The organism is Pedobacter hiemivivus, from assembly GCF_005144565.1.
Taxonomy (GTDB): domain Bacteria; phylum Bacteroidota; class Bacteroidia; order Sphingobacteriales; family Sphingobacteriaceae; genus Pedobacter; species Pedobacter hiemivivus.
The window spans coordinates 1-25,507 of record NZ_SWDX01000019.1 but is presented as its reverse complement, the minus strand read 5'-3'; the positions used below and the strand labels follow the sequence as shown (position 1 = coordinate 25,507).

Annotated in this window: 13 protein-coding genes and 1 rRNA gene; 2 read left to right on the top strand and 12 right to left on the bottom strand. The window is 41.2% G+C overall.

The genetic code is table 11. The annotated features are described in order from the left end of the window. Window positions 1–234: 234 nt before the first annotated feature. The gene (locus FBD94_RS25405; protein WP_131612661.1) at window positions 235–4,326 is read left to right on the top strand and encodes a hybrid sensor histidine kinase/response regulator transcription factor; all 4,092 of its coding nucleotides are present in this window, start codon (window positions 235–237) and stop codon (window positions 4,324–4,326) included. A 123-nt stretch (window positions 4,327–4,449) separates the two neighbouring features. Then, a complete protein-coding gene (locus FBD94_RS25400) occupies window positions 4,450–5,160 on the top strand; it encodes a DUF4198 domain-containing protein (protein WP_131612659.1) in 711 nt (236 codons plus the stop codon). Window positions 5,161–5,220: 60 nt separating this feature from the next. Here FBD94_RS25400 and FBD94_RS25395 read toward each other — a convergent pair whose 3' ends face one another. The 12 genes from FBD94_RS25395 to rrf all read right to left on the bottom strand — a co-directional run bounded on the left by FBD94_RS25395 (window position 5,221) and on the right by rrf (window position 25,368). Continuing rightward, entirely contained in the window at window positions 5,221–5,991 is a 771-nt protein-coding gene (locus tag FBD94_RS25395) for a sterol desaturase family protein (RefSeq protein ID WP_225874845.1), read from the bottom strand. Next, window positions 5,991–8,282: a Gldg family protein gene (locus FBD94_RS25390; protein WP_131612657.1), complete on the bottom strand. Its 2,292-nt coding sequence runs from the start codon at window positions 8,280–8,282 to the stop codon at window positions 5,991–5,993. The genes FBD94_RS25395 and FBD94_RS25390 overlap by 1 nt, the downstream gene beginning before the upstream one ends. 10 nt (window positions 8,283–8,292) lie before the next feature. After that, the gene (locus FBD94_RS25385) at window positions 8,293–11,076 is read right to left on the bottom strand and encodes a M16 family metallopeptidase (RefSeq protein ID WP_131612655.1); all 2,784 of its coding nucleotides are present in this window, start codon (window positions 11,074–11,076) and stop codon (window positions 8,293–8,295) included. After that, the gene (locus tag FBD94_RS26395) at window positions 11,066–13,717 is read right to left on the bottom strand and encodes a MutS-related protein (RefSeq protein ID WP_225874844.1); all 2,652 of its coding nucleotides are present in this window, start codon (window positions 13,715–13,717) and stop codon (window positions 11,066–11,068) included. The genes FBD94_RS25385 and FBD94_RS26395 overlap by 11 nt, the downstream gene beginning before the upstream one ends. 2 nt (window positions 13,718–13,719) lie before the next feature. Then, entirely contained in the window at window positions 13,720–16,023 is a 2,304-nt protein-coding gene (locus tag FBD94_RS25375; RefSeq protein WP_131612653.1) for a Gldg family protein, read from the bottom strand. A gap of 15 nt (window positions 16,024–16,038) precedes the next feature. Further along, window positions 16,039–16,962: an ABC transporter ATP-binding protein gene (locus FBD94_RS25370; RefSeq protein ID WP_131612651.1), complete on the bottom strand. Its 924-nt coding sequence runs from the start codon at window positions 16,960–16,962 to the stop codon at window positions 16,039–16,041. A gap of 144 nt (window positions 16,963–17,106) precedes the next feature. After that, complete coding sequence (locus FBD94_RS25365; RefSeq protein ID WP_136882308.1) at window positions 17,107–17,874, bottom strand: DUF4397 domain-containing protein; 768 nt, start codon at window positions 17,872–17,874, stop codon at window positions 17,107–17,109. Window positions 17,875–17,891: 17 nt separating this feature from the next. Next, entirely contained in the window at window positions 17,892–19,325 is a 1,434-nt protein-coding gene (locus tag FBD94_RS25360) for a RagB/SusD family nutrient uptake outer membrane protein (RefSeq protein WP_136882307.1), read from the bottom strand. 11 nt (window positions 19,326–19,336) lie between these two features. Next, window positions 19,337–22,645 carry a SusC/RagA family TonB-linked outer membrane protein gene (locus FBD94_RS25355; protein WP_169472411.1) on the bottom strand — a complete coding sequence of 1,103 codons (3,309 nt, stop codon included), beginning with the start codon at window positions 22,643–22,645 and terminating at the stop codon, window positions 19,337–19,339. 311 nt (window positions 22,646–22,956) lie between these two features. Continuing rightward, window positions 22,957–24,087 (bottom strand): FecR family protein, encoded by a 1,131-nt coding sequence (locus FBD94_RS25350; protein WP_136882305.1) that lies wholly within the window; start codon window positions 24,085–24,087, stop codon window positions 22,957–22,959. A 75-nt stretch (window positions 24,088–24,162) separates the two neighbouring features. After that, window positions 24,163–24,747, bottom strand: coding sequence for an RNA polymerase sigma factor (locus FBD94_RS25345; RefSeq protein WP_136882304.1), 585 nt, complete (start codon window positions 24,745–24,747; stop codon window positions 24,163–24,165). Between the two features lie 509 nt (window positions 24,748–25,256). Next, a 5S ribosomal RNA gene (gene rrf / locus FBD94_RS25340) occupies window positions 25,257–25,368 on the bottom strand. Window positions 25,369–25,507 lie beyond the last annotated feature (139 nt).

The following is a 25,507-nucleotide window of genomic DNA, read 5'->3' as shown; positions in this document are numbered from 1 at the left end:
TTTGTCGGAACAGTTATAAACTTATTATTAGCTGGTTAGGGCGTTATGGTCTAGTATGGGTTAAATATGATTTAGCATACCGCCTTCAGAATATTACATTGTTCAGACACTCAAAACTGTGATATTATTCCTTTAAAAAAGATGAAAATTCTAAATAAAAAGGTAGAAAAATCATTAACAAAGGCAGATATTTCTATCTTTAGCGCAATAAACATCTAATTATTAGGGATTAATATGAATCTGGTTAAATGGAGACTGATTACTTTATGCTTTTCCTTTGCTGTAATTTTTCATTCGGTCCATGCGCAACATCCGCTTTCTTTTAGTAACCATACAATTGAAAATGGGCTTTCGCAAAACTCAGTAATTTCGGTTACTCAGGATAAATCAGACTTTATGTGGTTCGGTACACGGCAGGGGCTAAACCGATATGATGGCCACCAGTTTAAAAACTATATCAATCATCCAGCAGACCGAAGCAGTCTCTCCAATAATGAGGTTCAAGCTTTATTGACTGATACTGAAGGAACCTTATGGGTAGGAACAGCTAATGGACTAAATAGATATGATTCCGGAACCGATACTTTTATACAGATCCCAACCCGGTCAAAGCGAGGCCTAAGCCAAGGTGGTATCGAATGCCTTTATGAAGACCCTGACAAAAATTTATGGGTGGGGACTTTAGGTGAGCTTAACCTTTTAACAGACAAAAACAAAAACACTTTTAAGTCTTTCAAGTTTAAGGGGACAAAAGAGGAGAGTGTTCAAGGCATTTACGCCATTTTTAAAGATACTCGCGGCAACCTCTGGATTGGAACCGGTAGCGGGTTGTTATGCATGCGTTTAAAAAATGGCCACTACCAATATGAACGGTTTAAATACGATTCGGAAAATAAATCTGGGATCAGTTCAAATTATGTCACCTGTATTAATACTGACGCCCAAAACAATTTATGGATAGGAACGGGCAATGGGGTATGCTTATATAATTACTCGACCAAATCCTTTACTGTTTATAGCCATGACAATAATAACCCGAATTCTATTGTCCATAACGATGTCAGAACCATAACCAGAGATAAACAGGGAATGCTTTGGATTGGCACTCAGGAAGGATTAAGCATTCTAGATCCGGTAAGCAAAACCTTTACTAATTATCAGCATGATCCTGAGTTAAAAAATAGCATCAGTCACAACTCTGTGCACAGTATATATCAGGATGGTAACCAGACCATGTGGGTAGGCACCTATTTTGGTGGTGTTAATTATAGTCACCTGATTGCTACGAAATTTAAAGCTTACCACAACAGCAAGTTAAAATCCAGCATCAGCAGCAACATCCTCAGCTCTATAGTGGAGGATGAACGCAACAACTTGTGGATCGCAACTGAGGGTGGTGGTTTAGATTACCTGGACAGAAAGACCAATACTTATACGAGCTACAAAACAAACCCTAACGATCCAAACAGTATCACCTCTAACCTGATTAAAATCATGTGCAAAGAGAATTCGGGCAAAGGTGAGCTCATTATTGGGACGCATTATGGTGGGTTAAATATTTTTAATCCCAAAACAGGAAAGTTTAAACGCATTATCAATGTAAAAGACGCTAAAAATTCTCCCGGTACTGCCGAAATTGTGGCTTTGCGACAGGATAGTTATGGCACGATATGGATTGGCTCTCAAAATGGGCTATCCATTTTAAGGAGACAGCATGGAATTTTCCCCGATCACACCACAAAGAGTGTTCTAGGTAAGTATTTAAAAAAGAAAAAAGGTATACAGGTTCTTTTTGAGGATCAAAAGAAAAATCTATGGCTAGGCACATCTGCCGGTTTGTATCGGTATAATTTTAGCACCAGACTTTTAAGTCCTTTTACAAAGAATGAGAATGATAGCACCCGGTTGAAGTCTGATTATATCAATTGTGTGGTTCAAACAGCTAAGGGCTTGATCTGCGTAGGTACTTATTTTGGGGGCATCAGTATATATAACGAGCAGACAAACCATTTTAAAACTTATACGGAAGTGGATGGTCTGGCCAATAACAATGTACTTGGTATTGTTGAGGATGATGCAGGCCATCTATGGATCAGTACGGCCAATGGCTTATCGCAGTTAAATTTAAACACCGGAAAGTTTAGAAATTATACAAAGAGTGATGGACTGGCAGGGAACGAGTTTAATGCCAGGTCTTACTTTAAAGATAGTAAAGGCGAGATCTTTTTAGGGGGACTAAATGGCCTCAGTTCTTTTCATCCTAAAGAAATTGAAACGAATAACTATAAAGCACCTCTTGTTTTTACGGGCCTAAAATTATTTAACCAACCTGTAGAGGTGGGCGGGCCTGATCAGCTTTTAAAGGAACAAATTCTGAATACCAAAGAGATCACCTTTAAACACGATCAGAATCACTTTACCTTGGGCTTTGCATTATTAAATTACATCAAGCCCGACAAAAATAAATATGCCTACAAATTAGAGGGCTACGATGAGCAGTGGAACTATACCAGCAACCCGAGTGCCATATACACCAATTTACCTTCCGGCAACTATCATTTTATCGTTAAGGGTTTAAATAATGATGGAATAGCGGGGAGCAACCAAGCCAGCATTGAGATAAAGATTCTGCCACCGATATGGGCCAGCTGGTGGGCATATGTACTTTATGCACTTATATTTTCTACCATCTTGTTCCTTACGGTAAGGTATCTTTTTATCCGGGCATTACTCAAAAGGTCGGAGGATGTACAAAAGATGAAATTGAACTTCTTCACTTATGTGTCTCATGAAATACGCACTCCCCTAACCTTGATTCTTGGGCCACTTGAGCATCTGCTAAAAACAACAAAGGACAATCCTGAAATTAACAAGCAGATACTTCCTATTAAAAATAACGCAGACCGACTAATGAGGCTCATCACAGAGCTAATGGACTTTAGAAAAGCTGAGACCGGTCATTTAAAATTACACGTTGCCAGTGGCAATATTATAGAGTTTACACAGGAGATTTTTCATGCTTTTCAGCATCTAGCTGACACTCGCAATATTCATTATACGTTTGAGCATAAGCAGGAGTTTATTGAACTGTATTTCGATAAGGTCCAGTTAGAGAAAGTGCTATTTAACTTGCTTTCTAATGCGTTTAAATTTACAAAAGACCAAGGCAGCATCCACGTTTCTATTGAAGAGCGCGCGCAAGAGGTGATCCTAAAAGTTAGAGATAATGGAAAAGGCATTCCACAGGAGAGTCAGCAGAAGTTGTTTAGCGACTTTTTTCAAGTTGATGAGCAGGGATCGGGACATATTGGCTCTGGTATAGGTCTGGCACTGTCTAAAAGCATTGTAGAATCTCATCAGGGAAGTATAGGTATTGAGAGTACTCCTGCAACATCAGTTCAACCTGGTGATACTTGCTTTACCTTAACGCTTAAAAAAGGCAAAAGTCATTTTAAAAACACTGAGTTAATAGATACACAATACCACCATTCGGAAAATACAATTTATACCGTTCCTGTTGCTGTGGAGGCAATTGAAAAGGAGACAAGGATTACCACAGCCGAAACGATTTTAATTGTTGAGGACAATCCAGAGATCAGGCAGATGCTTATAGGCTTGCTAGAAAACGACTATCGCGTTCATGAAAGTGTAGATGGATTAGATGGTTGGGAAACAGCAACGGAGTTGCTTCCTGATTTGATTATTTGTGATGTGATGATGCCGGTAATGGATGGATTGGAACTGTGCAAAAAGCTAAAAACTGATGAGCGTACCAGCCATATCCCAGTAATTTTACTTACTGCAAAATCATCTCAGATTCATCAGGTAGATGGATTAGAAACTGGTGCCGACTGCTACATCACCAAACCTTTCAATATTGATTTATTAAAGCTAAACATCAGAAACCTACTCCAATCGAGGGCAACGATGCGACAAAAGTTTAGTAAAGAGGTCAGCCTACAGCCTCAAAACATTAAGGTTAGCACTGTAGAGCATACTTTTATGATTAAGATCGTGCAGTATATAGAGGATCATATGTCTGACCAGGATTTTAGTGTTCCGGAGTTGGCAGCCAATATTGGCATGAGCCAGCCTGTATTGTATAAAAAAATCAGAGCGATTACAGATCTATCTGTGAATGATTTTATCAAAACAATCCGCTTAAAAAAGGCGGCCCAACTCTTTGCTCAAAAAACGTACAATGTATCGGAAGTTTCGTACCTGGTTGGTTTTAATGATCCGAAATACTTCAGCCGTGAATTTAAAAAACAGTTCGGCCATACGCCTAAGGCTTACGTTAACGCTTTAACAGAGCAGCAATCATAGGGCTCTAATCGCTTTCAAACGGCACTTTACCGTTTTATTTATAATAATTCTAAATAAATTTCATAAGTCTCGAATTACTTTATAGATTAGCTTAATTTTTAATCATTCTAAATAGAAAAGAATATGAAATCATTATTACTTGCATTATTATTTACGCTAGGCACAAGTCAATTATTTGCACATGCTTTATGGATAGAGACTGCTTCATCAGGAAAAACTGGGCAGGCCCAGGAGGTAAAGGTATATTATGGAGAATACGCGACTAACGAACGCGAAGAAACAGCCAAATGGTACTCCAATGTTAAAGACTTTACTTTATGGCTAACAGCTCCGGGGAAAGAAAAAATTAAACTGACAACCACTCCTGGAACTAATTTTTACAGCGCAAGCTTTGCTCCCGAAGGAAATGGGCAATACGTATTGACTGTTAGCCATGAAGCCGCAGAGCTTGGCGGAACTACAAAGTATGAATTTATAGCCGCTGCCATCGTAACAGTTGGTAAACCAAGCGCTGTAGATGTTGCTACCATTCCAGTATCTCTTAAGGTGCATACTGTTGAGGCTAAAACCTACAAGGTTAATGCTCCTATACAAATAAAAGCTATAGCAAACGGTAAGCCTCTTGCTAAGACAACAGTATCGGTATTTTCTCCTGAAGGTTGGAGCAAAGAAGTAACAACTGATGAAAACGGAGTGATAACTTTTAGCCCGATCTGGCCTGGGAGATATGTTCTTGAAGTATCAGCTCGTGAAAAGACTGAAGGCACACATAATGGCAAAGCCTATACTGCCGCATGGCAAGGGGCGACTTCAAGTTTTGAAGTGAGCAAATAGCATTAAGTCCTGCCTGCACACATACTTTGGTTAGAGTGTGTGCAGTGCAGGCGCTAATTTTTATTGTCCAAATCGCTTTTCCTGTAGCAAATCATAATGTTTTACATAATCCGGGTGTTCTGTCTTCATCAGCCTATCCCAGATCCTTAAATACAATCCGTAATTACCTCTGAATTTTTGATGATGCAGATTATGAAAGGTAGAAGTATTAATGATTTCGAATAGAAAAGTCTTTCTGAACCCTTTAGGCATAATTTCGTAGCCCAAATGCCCATAAACGTTAATTACAAAAGAAGAAAACGCAAACAGTCCAATCGTTAATGGATGTAATGGCATAGAAAACACCAACACAATGATGACTGCGCCCTCTGCTATGGCTTCCAGGAAATGGAAGGAATAAGAGGTCCAGGGAGAAGGATTTGTAGATTGGTGGTGCACCAAGTGTGTTGCTTTAAACAACTTTTTATGGTGTAATATCCGGTGCATCCAGTAAAAATAGGTGTCATGCACGACTAAGGTTAGCAAAAGGCTCACTGGAATCCACCATAAAGGGTAAGCATGTAAATCAGTATAGATAAAGGTATGCGGCCTAAGTCTGTCAGACAATGCAATAATTGAGGTGACTGCCAGCATGATGCTTGATATAGAGGAGTGCAGGATTTCTCTCAGAAAATCGGCCTTACCTGCCAGCCTGCTTTGAATTTTATTTCGCAGCAGGCTTTTGGGGAAGAGCAGGTAAAAAACTAAAAAAAAGATGCCTGCAATGATAAAATAGCGGCCAATAGTAAGGAGAAACGCCCAGCTAATGGTTTGAAAAAGATGGTTCATCATTATTTACGTTTTCTGCGGATTAATAAAATAAGGCCTACTAAGAATATGACACCTGGAATGATGAAATAATACAAGATTTGTATCGGTTTTACATAGTCCTTAATCAGCGTAGTCATATTATCTTTTGAAGCTGGGCGACTGGTATCGATTGGAAACTCTCCATAGGAGAACCATCGGAATATACTCATCGCAAAATTGACATTTAAGGTTTGCAGATTGTTCCGACTCAATTCTGTATTGCTGAAAAAGTCCGCATCAGCAGATACGATGATCCGTTGTTCCTTATTCTTCACATTCCTGGTGAGCATCAATGCTGTAGGGAAACTTCCCTCCTGATCACCCTTGATGTGATCAACTACCAATGTTGCTGAGTCTAGGACAAACTTGCCTTTCTTGATCCAGCTCGTTTGGGCATCAGACATTAATAGCGGATGAACGCTAAAGCCTCCCTGTGGTACGTAGCTTAACGCGCCAGCATTAGGCATAGAAACTACCATTTTATACATATAAAACTGTTGCAAACTTTTGTCCATAGCTACAGCGCCCGCAGCCAGACTTGGTGTAACCAGATCAAAAGAATAATCCCTGCTTTTTTGAACAATGGTTCCGTTTAGCATTTGAACACCCAATGAATCCAGCAAGGAATTAACAACGTTCTGTTTACCCGGTTCTCCGGCAATCATCAGGTTTCCACCGTCAGCAATATATTTTTGAAGCTTTGTTTTGGCAACCGCAGTAAACTCCACCCTTGGATCAGCAATGATCAAGGCAGCAATATCTTTCGGAATCTCATTACGTTCCAAAGAAACGCTGTCTACATCAAAACCCTGATTAACCAATGAACTTCTGGAATACTTACTATTAGCCAATACCTTGTAATCCCGATCGCCCATTTTATCCATACTGCGTTGATAACCATCTGTAGCAAAAACAAGCTTAGGTGCGGTAACAATCAATCGCTTTAAAGCAGCTCCGGTTTCGGCTTCAGATGGCCAAAATTGATTATCAGGGGCAGGAAATGTCCGTAAAAAAGTAGTCTTCCCTTTATATTTCAATTGCATCACCAAACGGGCACTTTCTCCACGCAAATCAACCTGCGCTTTAAGTTCTTGCGGACTCAAAAAATCAGTAATATCGATTTGTTGCAAATCAGCCATGATAGTTACGTACTTATTGAAGCTTACTTTCTGTTCAATCAATTGTGGCGTAACGCCAGGAACACTGTCATAATAATAAACCCATTTCAGCTTAATGTTAGGTTTAAATCGCAGATAAGATTCCCAACGGGCAATATTAGAAATGCGTTCAATAGGCGCTCCTCTAAAATAAGAATCGTCTAATCCATTAACGTAGGTAGTTACTTCAATGGGCTCCTCACCCATATTTTTAAGGATCTCCTGTGAGACTTTAGTAATGGTATTTGTTTTAGTGGCCGTGGCATCATAATATCCGATCATCGGCTGACGCGAACTGACATAGGCAATGCTTAAACCGACCAATAAGATCAGTGCATATCGGCTAGCCTGTTGTAAAAACGATCTGGACAGCCGTTCCAGTTCCAATTTTGTAATGGTAAATGCCAGAAACATTCCCGAAATCACCACATAATAAATCACATCACGGGTATTTAACAATCCTGCAATCATACGCTCGGTACGACTAGGCATGGAAAGACTATGCGTCAAATCACGGATAAAATCAAGATCCTGTCCAAGCGTTCCTATGTAATTCATAAAAGCCAGCATCACAAACGTGCTAATCGCGGCTACTGCCTGATAAGTGGTTAAGCTAGATACAAAAATCCCTATCGCTGCATAAGCGCTTAACAACAGGAAAATAGCCAACAGCCCAACCAAGGCATGTGGATAATCAAAATTAACGAAGAACACGGCGCCAATCAACATAAACAAAACGAGTATGCCTATAATCACCAGGTTATAAATGAGCATGGAAATAAACTTCCCATAAATCACCTGGCTTAGTTTTACCGGGGAAGAATAAAGTAATTTTATACTTCCACTACTGGTTTCCTTGCTGATAATCCCCATGGTAATCAAAGGAATGTAGAGGTACAGGTATTCCAAAATTTGGGTCAGGAGATTCGTTTTATCCGGAACATTGGCATAAATTGTAGTTAAAAAACCAAATGTCCCTCCTTGCACCAGTCCGGGGATGCCTGGCATAAAAGCCAGGTTTAACTGTGTAATGAGCACAATGATCAATAACCAGGCTATTGGTGAATAAAATAGCAGGCTGAGCTCCAGCCTGGCTATTTGTATAATTTTCTTCATATTTCGTATATCAATGGTTAGTTTTTTCTGGCATCAATACCAGCTTTACATAGTTTTTATCCTGAATGTAAGTGGCTGCCACCTGCTTAATAGATTGAACCGTCATATTATTTATCGCGGTTTCATAGTCAAAAAACTGTGTTAAGGGCTCTTTATTGATGTTCCTTGAAACCAGGTAATCCAACCAGTATCCGTTATTTGTTGAACCGCTTTGCAGTCCTGATTTACTTACCGCTTTAAATTTTTGTAGGTTTTCGGCAGAGGGGCCTGATGTTCTCATTTTATTTAATTCATCCTGTGCCGAGACAATCAATTGATCTACATTCTGCGGGGCACAATCAAAGGAAATGGTCAGACTAAACCTGCTTTTCAGGTATTTGGTCATGCTCATTTGTACGTTTGGTGTATAAGTACCACCCTCCTGATCGCGAAGTCGCTGCGTAATGCTAATCTTCAGGGCATCGGCAATGGCATTCATCTTAAACGTATTGTCAAAACTGTAATCAAAAGGACCAGAATAAACCAGCATCACGCTTGATTTCTGTGCCGTACCTTTGTATACGGTCTTAGCAATCCGGCCTGCAGGAATGTTAATGTTCAGGTCGCGAGCTTTTTCTTTCAATCCTTTTGCAGGCAATGAACCCAGGTATTTCTCCAATAAAGGTTTCATCGTTTCCAAATCTATGTTCCCCACAAAAAAGAAATTAAAACCGGAAGCGTCAGAGAAACGCTCTTTGTAAATCTCATAGGCTCTATCCAGCTTAACGGCATTTATGCTGTTTATGCTTCGAGGCTGTTTGCGGACATGATAGTTGCCCAACACCAAGCTTACCGCATCCATAAATACCTGGGCCGGATTACTTCCCTTATTGGCCAATTGTTCTTTGGTGCGACCAATCAATACATCGAATGCTTCCTGGTCCTTTCGGGGTTCCGTAAAATAAGCATTGAGCAGTTCAAGCGTGGTTGCCAGCTCTTCTTTAGAGCTACCACCGCTAAATCCCTGATAAAGATCATTCACAAAAGGACTTACCTGTACCTGCCTACCAGTAAACAATTTACTAAGCTGCTCGGCATTATAGTTTCCTGCACCCGAAACCGACACTACATTTGCGGCATTAATGGCATTTTGATGATCTGCATCTGGATATAGAGAAGCTCCACCCTCGGCAAGCCCTTTAAACAAGATCTGATCATTCTGGAAATTGGTTTTCTTTAACCATACAGTTACACCATTGCTCAGCGTAATCTTCTGCACGCCGATTTTTCCAAAATCTTCCAAGCTAGTAATCTTACCTGGAACGGGTGTTTTTTTCAACAATGGAAGGTCCTGTATTTCATCCACAAATGGACTTAAGGGAGCCGTATAAACTGCATCTATCCAACTCAATACAGTAGCCTCATCTGGTAGAAAAGCTTTATTTTCTTCAGAAGATTTCACGATGATATCGCGATCGGTATCCTTCAGATAAGATTTCAATAAGTCGTTAATTTCTGTTAGGGTAATATCAGGCAATAGCTGACTGGTTAGTTCATATTCCTTAGCAATTCCGGGAGCAATATTGCCTGTCAGGAAATGTTGTAGATAAGGTTTGATCAGCACTTCGGAAGCCGTTTTATCATGCTCTTTCAGTGCATCAGCCATTCTTTGCTGGTAGCTCTTTTTCACGCGGTCCAGTTCAGTTTGCAAAAAGCCCTGCTCCTGCATCCGGCGCAGCTCTAGCCAAACACCCTGTAACGATGGCTGTGTCTCGGCGGGCTTGGTGCCTAGGTTAACTGAGAAAGCAGAAAGTCCACCGGTTAATGAAGTAAATGTGGCGAATGGCATTTGCCTGAACCTCGCATTGATCATTTGTCCCAATAGGTTTTTCAGCAGCGCGTTGCGGTAGTCTGATGTGGTAGCCATTACAGCTTGCTTCTGTTTCATTAAAATCTCTACACCAATACCACCAAATTCCGGGTCTATGAACTGCATATACTGGTTTTTACCAGTCAATTCTGCGCGATATATTGGGCGCTCTTTCTCTTTTTCCGGGTTTTTCAGGTCCGCAAACTTCGCTTTGATGGCTTTCTCCATCTGATCGGCATCAATATCCCCTACAACAATTAAAGCCTGTAAATTTGGACGGTACCAATCTTTATAAAAACTACGGATTTCTTCTGGTGTGACCTTCGAAATAACTTCCTCTGTTCCAATCGGCAAACGCGATCCATATCGGGATCCATTGCTACACAACTGTATGCTTTTTTCTTCGTAACGTTGCTGCATACCCTGGCGGACACGCTTTTCTTCTAAAATCACATGACGCTCCTTTTCCACATCTTCTGCTTCTATATTCGCATCTTGTGCCCAGTCCCGCATAATCTGTAAACCGTTGTTAAGCAGTTCAGGATTATCAGATGGCAATGGCAGCTGGTATACAGTTTCATCAGGGCCAGTATTGGCATTGATGTCTGCACCAAAACGCACCCCTGATTTTTCCAGGTAATTGGAGAGTTCCTTTTTAGGAAAATGTTTAGTCCCGTTAAAACTCATGTGCTCTATAAAATGGGCTACTCCTCTTTGCTGATCTGTTTCCAGAATAGAACCTGCCTTTACGGCCAGGTACATCATGACCCTTTTTTCCGGGCTTTTATTTTTGCGGATGTAATAGGTAAATCCATTGGCCAGCTTCCCGGTCCTCAATTCAGGATCAAGAGACAAGGCCTGGTTATCCAGCTGAGTTTTACAAGCCAAAAACATACAAAAGGCCCCAACAGACAGTAAGCCTAAAAATCTATATTTAATTAACATATTGTTCTGCTTTAATAATCTCTACAATCTTTTCATTTTCGATGATGATCATACCTTGTCTGTCGGTAGTGATTCCACTGGCCAGTGTATATGGATAGGTAGGTACACCATCTTTCATTACCGTAGGCAAGAAAGAGAATTGTACATTATCCGATACTTTGCCTAAGGCTTCCCCAACTTCAATGATGTGGGTGGATACCACAAAGAAGCTGTTCCTGTTCTCAGAGAAAGCTTTCGTAACCGCCAAAGTAGCGTCGTAAGCATCCTTCACATTCGTTCCTTTAAACAACTCATCAAACAATACGTATAAGTCTTCCGATTCACTGACTGCTTTAGCAACCGTTTTTGTACGCAATACTTCTGCATAAAAATGACTGTAGCCCATATCCAGGTTATCCGACACGTTAATTGAAGAGAACAGTCCATCTTTTACCGAAAACTCCATACGTCTCGCCGCTATCGGGAAACCCATGTGCGCCAGGTAAACAGCAATTCCCATAGATTTCATAAAAGTAGATTTACCCGCCATATTGGCCCCGGTGAGGAACAACATATTGCGTTCGCGTGTTAAATGTAAGTTATTGCTTACCCCATTTTTTAAGGCAGGATGGCGGAAACCTTCCATATCTAATAACATCTGTGCGACTGGTAAGGCTTTGGCATATACAAAACCCTGATCTGCCGCTACAGCGGCTACGCCGACATACACATCCAGCTCATAAATCAATTTCAATAAGCCTTCCATCTGACTGATCATCGCATGACGGATCACATAGTCATTGCGGATCAGCTGCATCAGCGAAAGCTGACCTTCAGGAGCATCTAATATCCCTTGTAATCTTGAATCTTGTAACACTCTCAATGCGGTATCTAAATCACCCTGATATACTGAAACACCTGCTTTTCCTTTCAGTTCAGAGAAGAAATCTCTAAAAGCCTGCAACACTTCAATGGTTACCGATTGTCCGGCTTGCAGCTGCAACAATTCGGCATTGTGAAAAAGCACTTGTTTAAATTTCTTGGCGAAAATCCCCCAGGCTACTCTTGGCAAAGCAGCGCCAGCTCCTCCAGCCAGGTAATCTTCCATCGATTCCACCTGCGAACGGATCACCGGAAAAATGATGTTATGTTGCTGAATAAAAGCAAACAGCGCACTACGCTTATTGATCTGCTCCACGTTATTCAGCGGACGGGCAAACATGCCTTCCAGCACCTTTTCTCCGCCCCGGGTTTGCAGGTGATTGAATAAGCTATAAACGGATTGTTGTTTAAACTTACCCTGCAGGTTCAAATCTTCTACTGTTTGCTTATCTGCGAGAAAGTTAGGATGCTGTTGTTTCGTTTGCTTTTCATCTTTGATGAGTTCTATTACCCCTTCGTTATTGATGATGATCATCCCATGACGGTCATCCGTAATCCCTTCGGTAAGCGTATAGGTATAAACGGGCTTACCGTTCTCCATACGTGTGGGCAAATACCGGAAGATCATGTTATTGCATCTTTCTCTTAACACCGACCCAGCTTCCATAATGTGCGTTGAAATCACAAATAAGGAATGTGGCTTTTTAGCAAAAGCTTCCATGATGGCAATGGTGCCTTCATAAGCATCCTTCACATTGGTCCCTCTAAACAACTCATCAAATACCACAAAGAGATTTTTACCTGCGCCAAGCTCTACCGCTACTTTCTTTACCCGTAGTACTTCCGCATAGAAATGACTGGCCCCCATGGCCAGGTTATCCGGCAGGTTGATGGTGGTATACATACCATCGCACACAGAGAACTCCATTTGCTTTGCCGCAATAGGAAAACCCAGATGTGCCAGGTACATGGCAATGCTCAGCGATTTCATGAAAGTCGATTTACCCCCCATATTGGCCCCCGTTAGGAACACAATGTTACTTTCGGGCGTCATTTCTAATGAATTGGCAACTGGTTTATGTAATAAGGGATGATAAACACCCTGTAAGCTCAACCGGTTGGCATCGCGCTTTAATGCTGTGGCAAATATATAATCTCTTTCGCTGGCCACCCGGGCAATGGAAATGTATACATCCAGGTGATAAATGTGCTGGAGTATTTTTTCCATCAAGGCACGTTGCTGGAATCGCAAAATATTATCATATTCTACAATTTTGCCAGAAGAGATTTTGCCTTTGCCATGATCAGCAAAAATGAGTTCCAGCTCTTTGGCTTTCAACAAAGTGATCACCAGCTCCACTTGCTTGGCATAAGGATTAGCCGACACTTTAGGCTCAATCTCCAGCATAAACCTTTTCAGTCCCTTCAAAATTTCGATCAGAGCCTCTACGCTTTGTCCGGCTGCTTTAAAATCGGCCATACTAAAGCCCTGGTTAGATAGGCGGCTACGTGGATCTGTATTTCCTAAATATCGTTCGGCTTCTTCAAAGCGATTCCCTTGTAAAGGAAATTCCGTTTTACTTTCCTGGAAATACCGTAAAATGGCCACCCGATCGTTAATCGACTGATCATCCGAAAGTGGGTTCCGGAACATATCTTCCAGCAAGGAAGCTCCGCCCTGGGTATAAGTTTTATTAAAAATATGGTAGATTGAATCGCTCCCCGATTTGGAGAAAACATTCAAATCGTCGATGGTTTGTTTATCGGTTATAAAGCTCATAATTATTTACGTTTTCTGCGGATCAAAAGCACCATGCCCAGTAGGACAATCGCACCCGGGATCAGGCCATAATACACTATCTTTACAGTTTTCACTCCTGCTTTATTCAGCTTCAGTTTGTTGTCTTTCGAGGGCGGACGCGACATATCAACCGGGAACTCATTGTTAGAGAACCAGGTAAAAATGGCTATAGCAAGAGTTCCGTTAGCTGTTTGCAAGTTTGATCTTCCCAGCTCTTTGTTACTGAAGAAATCTGCATCTCCCGCTACCACAATCCGTTGTTCTTTATGCGTCATTTTCCTTGTTAGCATCAATGCCCCAGGAAAGGCACCTTGTTGGTCACCGTTTTTTGCTTCAAAAACCAATGCAGCCGAATCCAGTACAAAAGATCCTTTTTTAATCCAGCTATATTTGGCATCTGTGGTTAGAATGGCTTGGGTTTTAAAAGCCGATTGAGGGTCAAAACTTAATGCGGCTACACCCGGCATCGATATGATCTCTTTCTTTTGATAAGGATTATTTAAGCCGGAGTACATGGATAAAGCCTCTTTAGTTAGCCTAGGCGTAACCAGGTTATAGGAATAATCCCTGCTACGCTGTACAAGGGTTCCATCGAGCATTTTAACACCCAGTGAATCCAGTAAAGGGTTAACTACTGATTGTTTGCCCGGTTCACCTACAATCAACAGGTTTCCGCCATCAGCAACATACTTCTTGATTTTAGTCAAAGCAGCCGGACTATAGGCTACCTTTGGATCACCAATAATGAGCGCAGCAATGCCACTTGGTATTTCATGGTTTTCTATAGCAATACTATCTACATCAAATCCCTGGTTGATCAATGAAGCCCGTGCCGTCTTGATATTAAAAAACATTTTATAGTCGCGATCGCCCACTTTGTCTACACTTCGCTGATAGCCATCTGTAGCAAAAACAAGCTTAGGCGGTATAACAATCAAACGTTTCAGTGCCGCCGCCGTTTCGGGTTCTCCGGGCCAGAAGTCACTATCATCGAAAGTTCTTAGAAAAGTGGTTTTATTCTTGTATTTGACCTGCATCACCAAGCGTCCATTTTCTCCACTCAGGTTTACTTGTTTGCGGATCAGCTCAGGTTCTAGAAAATCGTTCGTATCCAATTCTAAAGCTTTTACCCTTTCCTTAAACAGGGTTTTTAAACTTTTTCCCGGATTGGCTGCATAAAATTGTGGGGCAGGGATACTGTCATAATAATAAACCCATTTGAGCTTAATATTCGATTTAAAACGTAAATAAGCCTCCCAACGCGCAATATCAAGAATCCGTAGACCAGGGTCAGCATTGGAGTAAGTATAATCCATGACATTGATGTACTCGGTCACCTCCACCGGTTCATCCCCCATATCTTTCAGTATTTTCTGGGTAGCCTTAACGATGGTATTCACTTTCGTATCTGTGGCATCATAATAAGCAATTAGGGGTTGGCGAGAGCTGAGATAAGCTACCGCGAGGCCCACAATCACAATCAAACCGTAGCGGCTTAGCTGTCGCAAAAATGGTCTTGTTTGCCTCGCGAAGTCGAGTCTGGTAATGGTAAAAGCCAGGAACATTCCGGAAATAACCAGATAGTAAATGACATCTCGGCTATTCATCAAACCATTGATCATCAAATTTGTGCGACTCCCAATGGCCAAACTATGGGTCAGGTCACGGACAAAATCAATTCGCTGTCCAAAACTGCCTATATAGTTTAAAGATCCCAGAATCATAAAAGTACTAATGGCTGCTACCACTTGGTAGGTAGTCAAGCTGGACATAAAAATCCCAATAGCAGCATAAGCGCTCAACAAGAGGAAACAGGTAAACATCGCAACCAGGGGATGCGGATAGTCAAAATTTTCAATAAACAGGACTCCAAAAATAAAAAATAGCCCCATTACACCTATAATAACCAAGTTAAAAGCCAGCATGGAAACAAACTTTCCAAAAATGATCTCACTGAGCTTTACCGGTGAAGAATACAATAACTTAATGCTGCCACTATTGGTTTCCCTGCTGATGATACCCATGGTAATCAGGGGTGTATACAGGTACAGACTTTTGAGAATTAAAGCATAAATGCCTCCTGCTCCTACATTTGTAGCAGTATAGAACCGATTGGTTAAAAAATCAAGTTCTAAACCGAAGTGTTGCAGGTGCTGCAATTGACCCACCATTACGCCAAACGTAAGCACCATCTGCACAAAGAGCACCATGATGAGTAACCAGGCAATCGGGGAATAAAATAGCAGGCTGAGTTCCAGTCTGGCTATCTGTATTATTTTTTTCATTGTGTGTGATAATACTTAATTAGAGATTCTGGACAATTGGGCAAAGGTTTCATCCAGGGAATTCTTTTCCATATTTAGCTCACGCAAGCGCCAGCCTTGCTTTGCACTTTCCAGGACAATGGTTTCAGAAATGTTGCGATCACCATTAAAATAGATGCGCAATTGCTTTTCAGTCAGCATTTCTATTCTTACAATACCTTCAATAGCCATTAAAGCTTCTGCCGGAGGTGCATTTTCCATCACTACCAACATGCTGTGCGGAGCGATATAGTTGTCGAAAGCCTCCATGGTATCCGCAAAAACGATCCTGCCACTTTCAATCATCACGATATCCTTGCAGAGGTACTGTACTTCGGTTAGGATATGGGTAGAAAGGATTACCGCACGCTCTGCAGCAATGTCCTTGATCAGTGCACGCACTTCAAGAATCTGGTTTGGATCAAGGCCATTGGTTGGCTCATCAAATACCACAAGCTTAGGGTGATGAATAATGGCCTGAGCGATGCCTACCCTTTGTTTATAGCCACCGGATAAGTTTTTGATCAATCTTTTATTGATATGAGTTAATCCGCAGCGTTCTTTTACCTCTTCCAATGCTTTTTTCAGCTGACTTTTTTCCACCGAGCGCAAGATTGCGGTATGCACCAGATATTCATCCACAGTCAAATCCATGTACAAGGGCGGGGTTTGTGGTAAAAAACCAATTTCCTGCTTAGCGCGTTCCGGTTCTTTACTGAGGTCGATACCGTTGATGATCACAGATCCGGTTGTTGGTGTCAATACTCCGCATAGAATATTCATGGTGGTAGATTTACCAGCGCCATTAGAACCTAGCAGGCCTACAATTCCGCTGCGTGGAATTTCGATGTTAATGTCTCTGATAGCCCAGCTGGTACTGTAACGGTGCGACAGTCCGCTGATACGAACAATTGGTTCCATATTTTTTGATTTAGATGTGTTTTTGATGTACAGGTGACCGGGTGTTTTTTTGACTTTTTAGACAAAAACATCCCTGATCACCTGTTTATGGGTAATTGAATTGATGCGCTAACCTGATGATTTTACGCGCTTTCTATTGCTATGTTAATAGTTGTTGATCATGAATGTTTTTTGTTGCTGTGCCGGATCAGCAGTACCTGGAATACCAATCAGGGCCAGGGTAAAATTCCTGTAGCGCCATAAATTCTCAGTTGCCTTAGCGGCACCTTCCAGTGCATAAACAGCAAGTACCTGTTGGGTTTCCTGATCCCGGAATTCAAAAGTATAGGTACCGGTTTTAGCCAGTGCTGCATATTTTTTGTATCCGGTGATCCCTTTATAAACCAATCCTTCGACCTCTTTTCGCTCTCCATTGCTGATCACATATACATTAACCGGTTTGCTTTGGTAAGAAAGGTTGGTAAATCTTACGCCAAATGTACTATCTGGTTGATTGTGATATGGCGGTACAGCAGTCTCCAGCAGGTAATCGGGATGACTAACCGTACCAGTAAGGAATAAAGAGTTTATACTTCCCTTTCCGATCTGGAGTTTTAAATCAAACAGGGGCTGGCTTGTAGCGGTAGTATCTGGAGATTGAAACAAACGAATTCTTTGTGTCTCATTTTCTACATTCAGCTTACCAACATCGCCTTCAAGCAATCCATATTTCAAAGCGCTAGCTGTCCTATATAGATAATAGCTGGGATTTGCCCCCTCATTTAAATTGACTAGAAGTGGCTTACTACCTGCAACAGCGTTGGCAACAATCAACGAAGAGATAACCGGTAATGGCTCTTCTTTTTTACAGGATAAAAATGCTATGGAGAGCAATACATTCAATAGCAGGGTATATATTTCAAATTTCCTCATGTTCTTTCATTTAAATGTTAGTAGCCTGGGTTCTGGCTCAGGTTATTGTTTGCCCTGATCTCTGCTTCTGGAATTGGATACAGGAATTGTTCATCTCCTAACCAGGGTTGTTTCCTTTGGAGCACCGAAAGCACATCATGTGCCCGTCCCGTTCTTTTCAGGTCGAACCAGCGGTGGCCCCATTCTCCAAAAAGCTCTGTTCTTCGTTCCTTTTCAATCGCAGCAATCACTTCGGCTTTGGAAAGTGTTGCTGGCAGGTCATCCAAACCCGCCCGGTGACGAACCACATTGAGGTCATCAATGGCAAGCCTCAGGTCACCGCCACCTAAAGCACGGGCTTCGGCCCTGATCAGATATTGTTCAGCCAGTCTCAATACCATATAATATTCAGTAAGTGGACTAGAAATTTCGTTAAACCCCTTTTTATATTTATATGGCGAATAAAGGGTTTTTCCATTTTTAATGATACGGATTGTCCAGTCTATTTTTCGTTTGTCATGATTTTCAAAATTCTGTATCAATTCGTCGGAAAACCGTATACGATATTCTCCTGTAAATGAAATATTATGAAGAAAACTATATCCCTCCGGGGTGGCAAAGCCGGTTGTACCTGTTGGATCATTTTGCTGTAATTGCCAGATGGCTTCTGTACTGTTCGTCAGAAATACCTCATTCAGGTCATCTTTTAACTGGAACAAGCTTGTTTGACTGATTACTTCTCCAGCCAATGCGGCCGCATTTTGATAATCACCTGTAAACAAATAAACCCTGGCTAGCAAGGCCGTCGCTGCCCATTTATTTGGGCGAATCCGTGCATTAATTTTTGAACTGGAAAAATCAATACCAAGAGCTGCCCTTGCATCCTCAAGGTCTTTAACTATCTGTACATATACTTCAGGTTTAGGCGTACGTTTCATTCGGGCAGTTTGGTTAAAATCTACCGTAAGTGCCAGTGGTACATCTCCAAAAAAATTAACCAGGTAGAAATAGGAAAAAGCCCTTACGAACTTTGCTTCAGCAGTCAGCCTGATCCTTACTGGATCTTTAAGTGTTGGCGCTGTTGAAGCCGAAATGCCTTCAATGACATCATTGGCACCATAAATCGCCTTATATGCCGTAGTCCATAATATACTACTTTCCTCTTTAAATAAACTAATCGGGTTAGGGCCGGCGGAAATGTCAATTAACTCATCGGAAGAAAAACCAGCTCTCAAGGTGCTATACCCACAGGCAAAACTGCCATAAATATTCCCCCCGCCCCCTGAATTAATCATTTGAGAATACACTCCAGCCATGGCCGAAGTTGCCTGGTCATCGGTTGCGAACACTTTACTTGTCGTTATAGTATCCGCCGGATCAGGAACGCTGATCATCTTTTTACAGGAAAAACAAACCAATACCATTAAAGCAATCAGGCCGCCATATGTATTTATATTTCTTTTAATTTTCATCTCTTTAGCAATTAAAAATTTAACGATAGACCAAGTAAAATGGTTCTGGCCGGTGGAAGTGCTCCAAATTGTATATCAGGATCCATCCCTTTAGAGCTACTGATTAAAAATATATTCTGTGCACTCATATTCATCCTCAAAGATTCAGCACCAAGTTTTTTAACAAACTTCTGATCAAAAGCATAAGAAAAAGCCACATTAGACAAGCGGATATAAGAGCAGTTTTCATATATCGCATCAGAATTGGCATACCTACCGAAATTCTCATCCTGTAAAGTGGTCGGTTTTGGATACTTTGTCTGGTCACCTGGTTGCTTCCAGTAATTGCCAATGACATCGGAAGGTAAGTTCAGCATACCCCCTATCCCCGTACCGGGGCTAAGACCGGGTTTTGTTCCCATTTGGTTCCTGTAATCAAAGAAAAAACTGATACTTAAATTACTATAGCTAAAATCAGTACCTATTCCACCGTTAAATCTAGGCGTCATATCTAATCTCACATACCGGTCGTCCAAACCTGTACCAGGTACACCAGTACGATCATCCAATCGACCATTCTGGTTATAATCTTCAAAAGTATATCGACCGGTAAGTGGATTTATGCCGGTATAATGATACAGATAGAGGTTGTTCACACTTTCTCCTACTTTATATTTATCGGCATAAGGAGAGTGTTCAATATCGGGATAGCCCAGCAATTTATTAAAGTTGCGGGAACCATTGAACCTCCAGTTCCAGTTGATTTTATCGGTACGCATTACATTTGCCGTGATTGAAATTTCCCAGCCACTGTTCTCAATCAATGCAGGCCAGTTGGCCTGCACCATAGGAAAGCCAGTATATACCGGTGTCGGATACTTGGTCAGCTGGTTACCGCAACGATCACGGTAAAGTGCAGTCTCCATCGTTATCTTATCTTCTAAAAAGCTCATACTTAAAGCCACTTCCATTTTTTTGGTCACCTGCCACCTGTACTGTTGATTCACAGCCTGCGTGCTAATTATAGGCGTATTGCCATCATAGTCCGGTAAAAGTGCATAGTCAACCAAACCTTTTGTCCACCTGGTCAAATACTGATAATCACCTATAACATCACTGCCCGTCAATCCGTAACTTCCTCTCAACTTCATAAAACTGACAAAAGGCGGGATTATATTTTTAAACCAGTCTTCTTTAGAGAGGGTCCATGCGGCAGCAACGGAGCCAAAATTACCAAACTGCGTTCCTGGGGCGAAACGAGAAGATCCGTCTCTCCGGCCGTTCAGGCTAAGAATGTATTTCCCTCCTTCTATGTCGTAATTGATCCGGCCAAATACCGCTGCGTACTTATAAAAAGCCTGGTTTTCCTTGGTATCGGTAAATGGAGCAAGGGAAATGGATTCCAGAAGATCATCGCTTTCATAACCAGCTCCAACAGTTCTGATGCTGCTGGTCGCCGTTTTCTGAAAACTTCCTCCAAGCATAGTGCTCAACTGCCCCGGGCCCAGTTTTGAATTGTAATTGATCTGCGGCTCTACGATCATATTGTAAGTGTTAGTTGTTCCTATAAATGCCCCGCCCCTTGGATTCAATGCAGGATCCTGAGAGATAATTGTGCTATAGGCTTTATTTGTATTGATATTTTTTTGGTATCCAACTCTGGTTGAAATCGACAAGCTATTGAGTATGGCATAACTGATGTTCAAGCTACTGTTCAGGAAGTGTGTACCCGAATAAGATGGTACTTCCAATGCGCCAAAAGGGAAATTATTGCTCATATCAGCCTTACTCCAGGGCTCATAATTGAGCAGGCCGTTTTCATTATAAATATCTGGTGCGTTAGGCGCCAGGGTAACTACACTTGGTGTCATTGTGTTGTTTACAGCTGTAAAACTATACATGGTACTCAAATCCATCTTAAACTTCCTGTTTAAATTGGTATGCCCTAAATTGAATGAAAGACCTCCCCCCTGGTTATTACCCTTGCTCGTCAGGATCTCTGTTGATTTTCCATAATTTCCACTCAGCGTAAACTGGGTTTGTACATCACCACCAGATAAGTTAATAGCTGCTTTCGTCTGTCTACCTACATTTCCCCAAAGCTTTTTCTGCCAATCGGTATACTTGGTGGTATCCCACAACATCAAATCAGGTGCGTTAAATACATCGGGTGTGATGTTGTCGTTTTTTAAAGCTGCTCTTCTTACCTCCAGGTATTGCTGGGTATTGAGCATATTCCAGCGTTGTGTCACCGTACTAAAACCCTGATCCACATTCACCGCAAATTTAGTAGCCCCAGGCTTCCCTTTCTTTGTGGTGATCAGGATCACTCCGCGGGCACCTCTCGAACCATAGATCGCCGTAGCATCCGCATCTTTTAGTACTTCTATACTTTCTATATCCCTGGGATTGATGTTGTAAAAGGGACTTTGACCTCCACTTGGAGAATATCCGTTCTGAACTACCCCCTGAGATCCGCGCTGATAATCTGACAAACCCCCTACTTCTAAATTGTTCATTGGAACACCATCAATAATGTATAATGGATCTGAAACAAAATCAGTGCTTATAGATTGACGTCCCCTAATTTCAATTTTCACGGGACTACCTGCATATCCGCTGACTTGTGAAACGATCAATCCCGGCACCCTGCCCTGCAAGGCCATTAAAGGGTTTTGTACAGGCTGTTTTTCAATCTCAGCAGCGGTAACGGTTACAATATTCCCGGTCGACAAACGTTTGTTGGTTTTTCCGTAAGCCATTACCTGCACTTCATCCAGTTTAGAAGTGCTCAGTTCAAGTTTTACCCCCAATAGGTTGGAGTTTGCCTTCACCTCTTTGGTGATATAACCCATAAAGGAAATTTGTAAAATGGCATCTTCCGGAATATTTTTTAACGTGAATTGTCCGCCAGCACCGGTTGTAGTACTACGCTTTCCGTCTTTAACTGTTATGGTTGCACCCGCCAATGAATTGTTTTGAGCATCAACAACAACTCCAAATATGTCAACCCCAGCAAAAACAGCCACTACCTGATCTATCAGGCTAGGTGCTTTTGCCTGTACAACAATTGATTTTTTTACGATGGAATACGTTAAAGGAAGTCCTTTAAAAACTTCCTTAAGGGCATCTTCCAAAGAAGCGTTCTGCAATTTTACATCTACTTTAATCTTAGTCAGGTCTTCATTTTTCCAGAAGAAGCTATAACCGGTTTGCTTTTCTATGGTAGAAAAAACAGTGGTCAGGATCGCATCTTTCTTTTGAATATTTACATTTTGCGAGTACCCAATAGCCGATACCTGCACACAAGCGATAGTGATTATGAAAAAAATCAGTTTCATTACCATAATGGTTTTACGCATTCGCCTCCCTGATTCCATGGGAGCTTTTGCATATGAGTATAAATTCATACGTTTGTATTGTTTGGGTTTGGATTAGTTTTCAAGAATTATTCATCATTCCGATTTTATCGGAAAGGGTAACCCAGGCAACAGTCCGGAGAAAAGTGTCGAAGCCTTCTCCGGGCTTTATTATGCATAGCTACCCCATAGCAAGCCTAGCCGCTTTTTTGTAGAAGTTTCATCATTTTGGTTGGTTGGTTTTTAGGTTATTTATTATTTAGTTGATTATATTTTAGTATGTGATGCCCACACTATTGCGGCATCACAATGATTTTCTTTCCTTCAATTCTAAAATTGACCTTCCCGAGTTTTAGCACTTTAAGCACCTCAGAAAGGGTATAACTTCTGTCAATTTTCCCATAAAATAGTTCGTCCTTAACGTTGCCTTCATACACAACTTCTACATCGTACCAACGGGCTATTTGACGCATTGAAGTTCTCATATCAGTATGGTCAAACTTAAACAGCCCATCCTTCCATGCTACAGCATCTTCGCCGTCCACATTCGTCACATTAATCTTGCTATCAGTTGTTAAAATCGCCTGTTGATTAGGTTTAAGTAGCGTGCCATTAACATTCACGCTGCCCTCCAGAAGCGTAGTCTTTACGCTTGGTTCATCCGAATAAGAATTGATGTTAAAATGTGTTCCCAACACCTCTACAATCTGGCCCTTGCTAATTACTTTAAACGGCTTTGCTTTGTTATGTGCTACTTCAAAATAACCTTCGCCCTCAAGCTCCACTATTCTATCCTTCCCTTTAAATCCCGTTGGGTATTTCAAGGAAGAAGCCGCATTCAAAATTACTTTTGTTCCATCCGATAAGATCAATGAGTATTGACCGCCTCTAGGCGTTGCTATCGTATTAAATACTGATTCAGTCGCATTCGCAGTTTTACCATTATATACCAGCTGTCCTTCCCCAGTTTTTCTAATAATAGCATCATTCTCATTGGCCAACTCTCCATTTTTAGCATCTGTCAATACTATTTTTTGACCATTTGCGAGTGTTAAAATTGCTTTGTTGGAGCCTGGGGCTATATCGTTACGGTTTGCCAGAATCCCCGCCGAATTGAAGCTGTCAGATTCGTTTACAAAGTACAGCAATCCAACACCAACAGTTAAAATTAACGAAGCTGCAATAGCAATACGAGGCCACAGTTTAAAGCGTTTGGTTTTAACGACATGCTGATTAAGACCTGCACGATCAAGTGTACCTATTCTTATCTCTCTTTCTATCCGTTCAAAATCAATCTCATTATCCTCAAGATGAAGGTCATCGGATTTTTGCATATACCAGTTTTCAAGCAAGGCCTTTTCTTCAGCCGTTGCTAATTCCTGATTATACCTTTGAACCAATTCTTTTGCCCTTTGCTTATCCATCTTGTTTGGAATTCATTTACAGGTAAACGGGCGAAAGTAAAGTTGGGGGTAGAAGAAATTTAAAATAATTTGACATTAACGCAGTAGCAACAAAAATGCAATGCTAATACCCATATCGTTAAGCTTTGGCTTAATCATTTTTAAGGCATTCTGAACCTGTTTTTTAACTGTTTGTTCTGAGATATTCAACTTGGTGGCTATTTCTTTATGAGAAAGGTAGTCCTTTCTACTCAACTCAAAGATTTCCCGCATTTTTGGTGGTAACTTTTGAATCTCTCTTTCCAGAATTTCAAGAATCCTCTTTTCATCAATGGTATCTACCTGAGCATTGCTCGAATCGGAAATAAAGCTGGCTATCTCACCAATATAGTCTGCGCGCACCTTATTCTTACCAATAAGGTCAAATACTTTATTCCTCGCAGCGATATACAACAAGCCCGAAACATTCGCCGTACTTTTTATTGATGCAGCCCTAAGCCATAAATTACCAAAAACTTCCTGAACAACATCCTTAGCATCGTCCTCGTCCCTTAGCATCTTATACACATGTGCATAAATAAGCTTCCAGTGTCTATTGTAGATCTCAGTAAACGCATGTTGATCTCCATCTTTCAATAAAGTGGTCAACTCGGTATCCGGAAGCTTACTATAAACAGTCATCACTTATCTCTCGTACTAAAGTCTTTTGAATTTAAAAACAATGTTAACAAATTACATTGAAAATCCCTCTTTAAAATTCTTGTTCTTGCATTTGTTTTAATGCTGCACAATCCATCTTGTTCCAGCAGCAAAAGCTAATGGGTCACATTAGACCACTTATTTCACTTCATAGGTATTCTGACCATCGATAAGGGATTTAATCGATTTAAAGACAGGAAAAGATTATTGGCGGACAAATCTTATGATACTAGGCTAATTACAAGCAAGGGGGAACTATGATATGATGATTGAACCAAACGCTTTTAGAGACAAAACAGATCACCAATACCAGCAAATGGCTGAGTGTGTTCTGCCAGCAGAATCCTATTGAATCCGTAGGCGCTATAACAGAAATTGGCGGAAGATAAGAGAGCCGATAGCCCAAATGTGCTTAGACCCCTAAAGGGAAAATAAAAATGTTGTAAACAAGAAAAGCCGATAGTCATGATGACTACCGGCTTTCTTTTAAGATTTGGCACCGACCTACTCTCCCACGTGTTACCGCAGTACCATCGGCTCTGGTGGGCTTAACTTCTCTGTTCGGAATGGGAAGAGGTGGACACCACCGATATAGGCACCTAAATATTTTTAAATATCTAGTATATATCGTTTCGCTTTTGTTGCTCAGCTTGCGCCTTGCTCGATTTGTTACTAAACAAATGACATATTATTGAAAGAAGTTATTATGAAGAACAAACAACAGTTTATTGCTCTTGAAAGC